Below are 9579 nucleotides of genomic sequence, written 5' to 3' on the forward strand. Positions count from 1 at the left end.
CTAAGGTTTCTTGCATGTTAAATACATAATCTCCAAATGTAGCAACTATTGGGGTTGTTACATTGATTATAGAACCTATCATTCCTCCAACTACTACAAGACCTAATATACCTGCTCCAAAAGTAACTTTTTGCATCATGCCTTCAGAATTAGTTGTTAAATTTACACCTTGATCATAACCTAAAGTTATAAGCTTCCATTTTACAAAGAAATTCCATGAAATAAAGATAATTTGTGTTAATGCTAAAGCTATTAAAGCACCAGTAAAATCTTTAGTTAATGCCATCGATGCTGGTATAGAAATTAATAATGGTCCTAAAATTGCAAACATCATACTATCTCCAATACCTGCTAGTGGTCCCATCATTCCAGTTTTAATACCTCTTATAAGTTCTGGATCTGAGTGTTGCTCTTCTAAAGCTGCAACTATACCTAAAATTACAGTAGCTCCATAGTTTGGACATGTATTAATAAATTCCATATGTCTAGTTAAAGCTTGCTTATAGCCTTCTTTATCATCTGCATATACTTTTTTTAGAATTGGTGATATTGAAATAGCAAATCCTAGAGCTTGCATTCTTTCATATGACCATGAAATTTGTAATGTTAAATGGTTTAAAAATACTTTCCATAAATCTTTTCTAGTTATTTTTGCACTCATTAAAACTCTCCTCCTATCTGATCATAATCATTATCTCCACCTGTTGGTGAGTTACCTTCATTTTTAAAGTATAATTCAGAATACATAACTGCAACTATAAGACCAACTATACCTATTGCAAGCATTGGTAAGTTTAAGAAACATACTAAAACAAACCCAAGTATTGCAAAATACCATTGTTTTTTTATTGGTAAGTAACTTAGTAGTATTGCAACACCAAGTGCTGGCATAGCATGTCCTGCTGCTGAAAATCCATTAGTTAACCAAGCAGGTACTTTATCTATAAATGCTGTAGCAACTTCTGCTCCAAAATATGAACCTATAAATACTGGTAATGCTCTTGATAGTCCCCAGGGTACTAAACCAAATAAATGCCAGCCCCACATTCCTTTTAAGTTTGCATTTGCTGCATGTTTATCAGCTTTATGTGCACATACTCCTGTTGATAATCTAGCTAAAACATCTAAGTATGATCCAAGTAAGGCTATTGGAACACCTATAGCTATACCTGTTTCTGGGTTTCCAGTTAATGAACCAAACACAACTCCAAGGATAGCTCCAGTTGTATAATCTGGGATAACAGCGCCCCCATATGAATGTACTCCTAAAGAAATCATTTCTAAAGTTGCACCAACAAATAATCCTGTACTAATATCTCCTAAAATAAGTCCAGCTCCAAATCCTGCAATTAATGGTCTATGCCATAACCCAAGGTATGTGGATAGCATTTCAGATATACTTATAAATGCCCATATTGAAAGCAATAGACATTGTAAAATTGATAATCCCATAAACTTTTCCTCCTACTATTTTTTATATATTATCTATTTTTTACTAAAGGTCTAATATCTTGCTTTGCATCTGTTGGTAACATTTGAAAATAGCAATTGATATTTTTATCTAACATACTGTTTAAAGCTTCTAATTCTAAATCAGTTACGAATAATTTATCACTTAATTTTGTAGCATTTGGTTTATGTGTCATATTTCCTATGTTTAAATCCTTATGTTTTAAGCCACCTTCATAAAGTCTATTTGCATCAACAACATCCTTTACTAATAAAAATACATTTTCATTCTCTGCAAGTCCCCTATTTAAGTATGCAATTACCTTGTCTATTGGTTGCATTGATAGCCTTACTTGTTTTGGTGCAGCCAATCTCAAAATTGCTTGTTGTTGTGGACTTTCAGCTACCATATCGTTTGCAACGATAATATGATTAGGGTTAGTACTCCTTGACCAGGCTAAAGCTACTTGTCCATGAATTAACCTACCATCCACTCTGAAATTTACTATTGCCATAAAATATCCCCCTTATTTTTTACTGTTACATTTTATTTGTACTGTTAAGGTATATTGGGTTTTGCACTAAAATATGCATAATTTTATTAAGTTTTATAGCTTATGTGTATTATTATTTTGAGTAAACTTAGACTTATAGAATGCTAATTTTAATTACTTTTAATATTAGTAAAATTACTCATGTTAATAATTTAAAGATATAATTAAAAAATAAAAGGAGGTGAATTAACACCTCCTTAATTTTATGGCTGGAGCACTTCATATGAAATGTCAGCATCAAATGTAAATTTAATTTTTTCATTTAAGTCAGTTTCTCCAATAAGTGTAACAATAGCAGTATCCTCATCTACCCAAGAAATAGATAAGTTATTAGAGCTTAAACTTTTACCGTCATTAGAAATACTTGTTTCATATTTTAGAGTTTTTAAAGGAGAGATCTCTCTCTTCTTTTTTGCAATAATAAGTAAATTAGAGTCACCAAATAAAAAGCTTCCTTTATCCTTAAATATAATTATGTTTTTATTATTTGGAGAAGTATCCTCATGTAGAGTTGGGCTACCTATAATTTTCATTATAATTAAAAAAGATATAACTATTATGCAAATTAGGGTTATCATTTTATTTTTAGTCATTTTAAATACCGCCTAAAATATTAAACTAGATTAGTCACTAACATTTAGTATATTTTTGTTGATATAGTGTACACATATAGAATTATCTTTAATAATTGCAATTTTTTAGCACATTATAATCTTATATTTTTAATTAATATAAGTTAAGCTTTCATCATCTAAATTAAATTTACTATTATTTAAATCTAGATTTCCAACTCCATTTGTTATATCTCCATTAAAGTTATTTATATAACCCTTAATAGCAAGTCTATTTCCTTGCTCTAAGTGATAGAACTTAATATAATCTCCTTCTTCATATGAAGAATTATTTAATCCATTTGCCATTTCATCAGCGGTACCATTTGCATAAGCATTGAAGCTTCCTTTTAAAACTCCATTTTTATCATAGTGCTCAACTCTAGCATACTCTCTTGAATAATGATATGGATGAATTGTATTTCCGTTAGATGTTGCAATAAATCTCTTATTATTACTATCAAATTCTAAACGCATAAATACTTCATTATTAAATCCTTTGAACTCTATAACGTTAACTTCTTTAAGATTTTCAACTGCTTCGTTAAGTTTTATTATTTCTGAAGAAATCTCAGCTTCATATATATTTGTTTGTGATATTATTAATTCAGCATTATTTATAGCCTCTTGAAGGATTCTATAAGATCCCTTAGTGTAATTTTCACTTCCAATTGCCTTAACTTCAGCAACTTTTGAAATTAATTCACTTTTATCAGCTGATAAATCTAATTGAGAATTTGAGAATCTTAAGCTTTCACCATCAAAGTAGAAATATGAATTCCCTAAATCTAACCCATATCCACCTTCACTTAAGTCATATGGTGCATCTTTAACGTATCCATTTATTCTTAGCCTTGAATTTTGCTCTAAATGAGATATTTTAATGTAATCACCATCAATAAATGTTGCATTATTTAAACCATTTGCCATTTCATCTGCTGTTTGATTAGCAATTGCTTTATACTCACCTTTAACATTACCTTTTTGGTCAAAATGCACTATTTTAGCATATTCTTTTGAGTATTGGTATGGATGAACCATTTTACCATTAGATGTTGCTATAAATCTCTTGTTAATGTTATCAAACTCTACACTTAAGAAAATTTCATTATTGTAACCCATGAAGTTAATTTTATTTACTTCCTTTAGGTTTTCTATTGCTTTAGTTATTTTTAATATTTCTTCCACTATTTCTTCTTCATATAAATTACTTTGATTTACAAGGACTTCAGCATTAGCTATTACATCTTGTAGATTTTCAAAAGAGACTTTAGTATATTTACTTCCATCTAATTTCTTAGCTTCTTCAATCTTTGTAAATAAAGCTTCCTTGTTTGCTGATAAATCAAGTTGTTTAATTGAGTATTCTAAGCTTTCACCATTTAAATAGAATAATGAATTATTTAAATCTAAGTTAACTGCACCAGTACTTAAATCATATGGTGAATTTTCTACATACCCCTTTATAACTAACCTGTGATTTTTTTCAGCATGATAAAGCTTTATAAAATCTCCATCTGCATACTCTAAGTTATTTATTTGGTTAGCTAGTTCATTTGCTGTTTGTCCACCATTTAATGAATATCTTCCTTTTACATTTCCCTTTTTGTCATGATGAGTTATTTCAGCATATTTCCCTCCCATATATGGGTTAGCAGCTTGACCATTTGATACTGCCTTTAATTGCTTTGTCTCTGAATCAAATGATACCTTTAAGAACTCATTGTTGTTATATCCTTTAAATATAATCTCATTTAATTCTCTTAAAGCTTCAATTGCATTTTGAATATTTTCAATTTCTTTAGCTATTTCTTCTTCAAAAAGGTTTGGCGTATTAACTAATTCATCCCCTTTTGCTATTGCTGTTAAAAGATTTTTGTAGCTTTCTTTTGTATAGTTATCTCCAGTTATTTTTTTAGCTTCTTCAATTTTTGAAACTAATCCACTTTTATCTGCTGATAAATCTAGTTGAGTACTTGAATATCTTAAGCTTTCTCCTTCAAAATAGAAATAAGATTTATTTAAGTCTAACCCTAATGCCCCTTGGCTTAAATCTTGTGGAGCATCCTCAACGTATCCATTAATTTTAAGTCTTCCATTCTGCTCTAAATGAGATATTTTAATATAATCCCCATCTACAAAATTAGCTTGATTTAATCCCTCTGCCATTTCATCTGCTGTTTTATTTGCAAATGCACTATATGAACCTTTTAGTTCACCCTTTTTATTAAAGTGTTCTATTTTTGCATATTCTCTTGAATATTGATATGGGTGAATCATTTTTCCATTAGATTTTGCAATAAACTTTTTATTTACATTATCAAACTCTAGCTGTAGGAATGTTTCATTGTTATATCCCATAAAGTCTATTTTATTTACTTCTCTTAATTCCTCAATTGCTCTAGTTAAATTTTCTATTTCTAATACTATTTCTTCTTCTAAAACATTAGTAGAACTTATTAAAGCTTCAGCATTACTTATAGCATTTTGTAAATTCTCAAAAGATGATACTGTATAGTTTGTAGAATCTATCTTCTTAGCATCTGCTACCTTTGCTATTAAATCATCTTTATTTGCTGATAAATCTAGTTGTGAATCTGAGTACTCAAAACTTTCCCCATTTAAGTAGAATAATGAATTCTCTAAGTTTAAGTTACCTACCCCGTTTTCTAAATTAGCTGGTGTATTAGTTACGTATCCATTAACAACTAATCTACCATTTTGCTCTCTATGATAGAACTTTAAATAATCCCCTTCTGAATATTGAAGGTTGTTTAACTCAGTGGCTATCTTCTCTCCTGTTTCGTTAGCTCTAACTGAGTATACTCCCTTTTCGTTCCCTTTTTTATCATAATGCTTAACTTGCCCATACACATAACTCCCGTGGAAAGGATGTACCTGTTCACCAGTTGTTTCAGCTAATATTTTTTTATTGTCTGTATCAAATTTAAGTGTTAAAAACTTATTATTGTTGTAGCCTTTAAATTCAACTATGTTTTTCTTTCTTAAATTCTTTATTGCGCTTTCTAAAATTCCATATGTGGCAGCTATTTCTTCATCACTAACAGTTTCATCATTAACTATTGACTTTGCTATATTTAATGCATTTTGATAATTTGCAAATGTTGTCTTAGTATATAACTCTTCATTATAGGAGCTGCTTTCAATTAATTCATTTAAGTCATCTCTATTTTCTTCTAGATCTAAAATATTTTCTGAGTAAACTAAATTTCCATCTAAGATATAGAAGTAAGTATTATTTAAATTCATGTTTCTTACACCAGTATCAAGGTAATATGGTGCATTTAACACTTCTCCATTTATTATTAATCTTCCTTGCTGCTCTTGATGATATAGTTTTATATAATCACCTTCAGTATAGGAAGTTTCATTAAGTTTCGCTGCAACCTCATCTGCAGTACCATTTGCATTTACTGTAAATCTATTTTTGAGAGTTCCTTTTTTATTGTATTGCTCAATTTTTATATAGTTTCCGGAGCAGAATTTATTTGCAATATTCCCACTTGAAATCGCTTTAAACTTTTTATTTTCTCTATCAAAATCCAATGATAAGAATTCTTCACTTTTAAATCCTCTAAATGAAATTGATGTGTTTTTATCTTCAACAGTTACTTTTTTGTTAAAGCTTACTTTTTTACCTTCTTCTTTTGAAGTTATAGTAATATCAGAATCAATACTTACGTCCTCAGTTATAGTAACTTCAAATTTTCCAGTTTCATTTGCCTTAGATTTGTATTCATTTCCTTCAACAGTTACTATAATGTCTGCGTTAGGATTACTCATACCCTTTAAAACTCTATTTTTGCCTGAATATATACTTTTTATTGTTGGTTGTATTGATATATTTCTTACTTCATCAAATCTTTCATCCTCTGGCATATACATAAACAATCTATCTGAACTTGCGATTATTTCATCAATTGCATCTTTATTAACAACTGAATATCCTAATTCTCCTGTAGCTTCTATGTATGGTATTACATTTAATTTATATTCCTTAGCTATGAAATAAGCAACATAATCCCATCCATAATAACTTAATTGGTTTTCTCTCCAGTATGTAGATAGTTCTGCCATAAACTCGCTATCCATATGATCTATAAAACTTAAGAAGAAGTACATTGGATGAATGCTTCCTGTTTCTCCTGTAGTTAAATATTTCTCATATGATGGTAATAGAGAATTGCTTTCATATCCTGAGCTCTCATTCCCATAAATCCAAGCCCATTCTGGGTTATCTAGATCTATACGTCTTAAAGCATTTGCAAACATGTTATTCCAATACTCTCCAAATCCCCAACCTTGTTCATATAAATGTCCATATTCATGATACATTCCCCATATTGCATCTAACTTTGGTCTACCTAAATATGTATGAATATTTTTAGTGTGTGTGTCTAGCATAGTTCCGCCTGCAGACATAAATCCACCTTGCTCATTTCTTGCACTTGTAAGTACAAAATTTTCTCTTGGTCTATTTAATGGATTATCATTATTTTCATCTAATCCTGACCATTTATTAAAGTTAGTTACAACTGCTTCATGAGCCTCTGCTGATATTTGAGGATCAAAATGTGCTGGTAAATATTTAGATACTGGAATGTGAACTCTTGTATTTTCACTGATTAGTATGGCACTATCTTCTTTATTATCATCACTAAATGCCTTTGATTTAAATTCTTCTGGGTCTAAAATTACTTTATCTGATATTTTATTTTTCCTTATATCAAATATTGGACTAACCTCATAATCTTGTCCATTTAGTTTTAACTTTACATCAAATGAAAAGTCATCACTTGGATTATCAGATTTTAATTTAACCCCAGCTACATCTAAATATAATTGTCCTTTTCTAGGTATCTTTACTGTTGTTTTTTCTCCTACATTAACTCTTTGAATTCCTCTTAGATTGTCTACATCATGGAGATTTACGTTTGCACTTCCATATAAATCTTCACCTTCAATTAGTATTTCAACTTCTGTTTCCTCTAATATTTCAATTCCTAATGGTTCATTACTATGGAAGGGAATATTAAACTTTTTCCCTTCTTCCCCTGGTGAAAGGCTTGTCTTTCTGTAGATTTTTAAATTTTCTGTGCTATCCTTATTGATAATATTATTGTTCACACTTGCAAATACCCCTGTACTAAAGTTTGAACTCATAACAGCTATCAATAAGATTTTAGCTATTAACTTTTTTGGCATTATTACTACCCTCTTTCTTAAATTTTGTTTTGCCTAAAGTATGAACCTTTGTCATGTAATAAAAAAAGCTACTCAAAAAGAGTAGCTTGCATACAAAATAAAAGAAAAAATTCTTCTAAACAAAAGAAATAAATCCTTTTAAACAAAAAGTAAAACACTCTTTGGCAACTGGCTGGCATAGTTGTTAAACATTAGCCCCTATAGCTTTGCGTCTCTAGATTTCCCTAGATTTGCCTATTTATTTTTCCATTTTATTCTACATTATATTAAAATTATATGCAATAGTTTTTCTTTGATGATAATTATTAACAGAATTTATCTACATGTATCAACTTAGAATTTATTAATCTTTACCTTCTTAATACTGCCAATATGATACAATTAATCAGCAATTATATATTAAATTACTTATAAAATCCATATATAAACAATAATTTACAAATAAAAAATTTTTAAGTAGTTCTATTTTAAATGCAATGGTGCTAATAAATCTTACTTTTAAATTTCTTATTTATACACTTTTTGTTTATAAATGATTCGAACTCACTTATTTTATTAGCATCGATACTATCTCTAAACATACTGGAATGTCTTGCTCTGATGATAAAATACCTTTGGCTACCCTATAAAATGATGTCATATTTTCATCTATTAAAGATATAAAAGCCTCCTCACTTTTTTTTTTAGCTAATTCTATTTTGGATTCTCTTTTTGTAAATATTTTTGAAAAACTAAGTACATTCAAATTCTCTCCCACATTCTAACAATTAGATATAAATAATGGTAAAATAGTTCCATAAATTTTTAAAAAAATTATAAGATCTTAAAACATCAAAAAAGGATAGCATCATTAACTAATAAAATGATGTTATCCTTTATTAAAAATAATATATTCAAAGTGAAACAAATTGTTTTGTTAAGTACAACTAGTGCTATAATTTTGAATCTACGTATATAGGTATTTTAAAAGGCTCACGCCACTGAATAATATTTATGTTATCTATATTATTCAGCTCTTTTACTTGCTGATAATACCATCCCTTGTCCATTCTGTAATGAGTATTAAGACCTTCATCTGATAAGCTAAGAAAGGTATTGCCAGATTCTACAATTACTTCTTTTATTTCAGTTAGCTCCCACACATCAGTGCTCCTATTTTCTATAATAAAATCATCAGTGTTTTCAATAATTCCAGCATCAATATATTGTTCTGCTGGGATTACATTTTGATCATTTTCTCTTACATACCATATATCATTATTTGTATTGATATATTTTTTAGAAGATTCATTGTAAACATACCCTTCTACAGGGGGATAGATAAGTGATTCTGCTTCTGATGTTTTTGAATTATTGCTACATCCAACAAAGGATAAAAGTAACATAGCCGTTAATAATATTTTTACAGTCTTCATTTATATCCTCCAAATAAATTAATTTAACATATATTACAAATAATATCATATTTACAGAATATATCCTAGTATTTACTTTTTATCATTATTATTCATAGGAGAACTCATAGTTATTTGTAAAATAGTACTTTATAAAGCAACATAGAGATAAAAAAAGGACTTACCTTTTTAAAAGTAAGTCCTTAAATTTTATGAGTGAATATTAGATTCACTACTCTCTTTATTTCTTAAAGATCTTTTCATTATAAATTCAACTGTAATAAAAACAGCTACTAATGCAAAGCATTGAACTTGGAGTACTGTAATGCTGGCATTATATAAATC

Annotated in this window: 7 protein-coding genes and 1 riboswitch; all 7 genes read right to left on the reverse strand. The window is 28.9% G+C overall.

Features of this window, described 5'->3' with window-relative positions; translation table 11 throughout:
* Positions 1 to 661: PTS system mannose/fructose/sorbose family transporter subunit IID (locus ACRDBA_RS14275; protein ID WP_438573599.1), on the reverse strand; the 661-nt coding region annotated here is incomplete at its 3' end.
* Complete coding sequence (locus tag ACRDBA_RS14280; RefSeq protein WP_438573600.1) at positions 661 to 1452, reverse strand: PTS mannose/fructose/sorbose/N-acetylgalactosamine transporter subunit IIC; 792 nt, start codon at positions 1450 to 1452, stop codon at positions 661 to 663. The genes ACRDBA_RS14275 and ACRDBA_RS14280, both read right to left, overlap by 1 nt.
* Before the next feature lie 29 nt (positions 1453 to 1481).
* Complete coding sequence (locus ACRDBA_RS14285; protein WP_438573601.1) at positions 1482 to 1964, reverse strand: PTS system mannose/fructose/N-acetylgalactosamine-transporter subunit IIB; 483 nt, start codon at positions 1962 to 1964, stop codon at positions 1482 to 1484.
* Positions 1965 to 2206: 242 nt separating this feature from the next.
* Positions 2207 to 2596, reverse strand: coding sequence for a hypothetical protein (locus tag ACRDBA_RS14290; protein ID WP_438573602.1), 390 nt, complete (start codon positions 2594 to 2596; stop codon positions 2207 to 2209).
* A gap of 129 nt (positions 2597 to 2725) precedes the next feature.
* Positions 2726 to 7840: a putative mucin/carbohydrate-binding domain-containing protein gene (locus ACRDBA_RS14295; protein ID WP_438573603.1), complete on the reverse strand. Its 5115-nt coding sequence runs from the start codon at positions 7838 to 7840 to the stop codon at positions 2726 to 2728.
* A 160-nt stretch (positions 7841 to 8000) separates the two neighbouring features.
* Positions 8001 to 8085, reverse strand: a riboswitch (cyclic di-GMP riboswitch).
* A gap of 302 nt (positions 8086 to 8387) precedes the next feature.
* On the reverse strand, positions 8388 to 8585 hold the full coding sequence (locus tag ACRDBA_RS14300; protein WP_438573604.1) for a hypothetical protein: 198 nt from the start codon (positions 8583 to 8585) through the stop codon (positions 8388 to 8390).
* A 187-nt stretch (positions 8586 to 8772) separates the two neighbouring features.
* A complete protein-coding gene (locus ACRDBA_RS14305) occupies positions 8773 to 9255 on the reverse strand; it encodes a hypothetical protein (RefSeq protein WP_438573605.1) in 483 nt (160 codons plus the stop codon).
* Positions 9256 to 9579: the final 324 nt, after the last annotated feature.

The sequence above is a fragment of the Clostridium sp. genome (assembly GCF_051654825.1).
In the GTDB taxonomy this organism is placed as follows: Bacteria; Bacillota; Clostridia; order Clostridiales; family Clostridiaceae; genus Clostridium.

Bases quoted from the DNA above. Each gene is read 5' to 3' on its own strand.
- ACRDBA_RS14280 (WP_438573600.1), bottom strand. From the start codon at position 1,452: ATGGGATTATCAATTTTACAATGTCTATTGCTTTCAATATGGGCATTT.
- ACRDBA_RS14285 (WP_438573601.1), bottom strand. From the start codon at position 1,964: ATGGCAATAGTAAATTTCAGAGTGGATGGTAGGTTAATTCATGGACAA.
- ACRDBA_RS14290 (WP_438573602.1), bottom strand. From the start codon at position 2,596: ATGACTAAAAATAAAATGATAACCCTAATTTGCATAATAGTTATATCT.
- ACRDBA_RS14295 (WP_438573603.1), bottom strand. From the start codon at position 7,840: ATGCCAAAAAAGTTAATAGCTAAAATCTTATTGATAGCTGTTATGAGT.
- ACRDBA_RS14305 (WP_438573605.1), bottom strand. From the start codon at position 9,255: ATGAAGACTGTAAAAATATTATTAACGGCTATGTTACTTTTATCCTTT.